The organism is Psychrobacter sp. 16-MNA-CIBAN-0192 (assembly GCF_040309565.1).
Classification (GTDB): Bacteria; Pseudomonadota; Gammaproteobacteria; order Pseudomonadales; family Moraxellaceae; genus Psychrobacter.
In genome coordinates, this window is record NZ_JBEOOX010000609.1 from 1 (window position 1) to 244 (window position 244).

General features: G+C 41.4%; 1 protein-coding gene. It reads left to right on the forward strand.

Going from position 1 to position 244, the window contains the following annotated elements; translation table 11 throughout:
• A partial coding sequence (locus AAEY78_RS14565; RefSeq protein ID WP_352340167.1) for a hypothetical protein occupies window positions 1–244 on the forward strand: 244 nt, incomplete at both ends.

A 244-nucleotide genomic window follows, 5' to 3' on the forward strand; every position in this document is an offset into this window, starting at 1 on the left:
TTACTAGCTGGTGCAGTGAGTGCAATTTGGTCACGTCGAAACCAGGTTCAAGATCGTAATTACCAGAACACATTGCAGTCAAAAAAAGAAGAAAAACAGGCTGAAGAAAATAAACGCATACGATCAGAAGATGCTAGGCGAATGAAACACGCAGAGTTGAAAGATGCTTGTATTGAGTTTATGGCATCGTCACATGAGTATGTTCGAAAACAGAGTGAATTTTGTACACAGCCGAGCTCAGCAC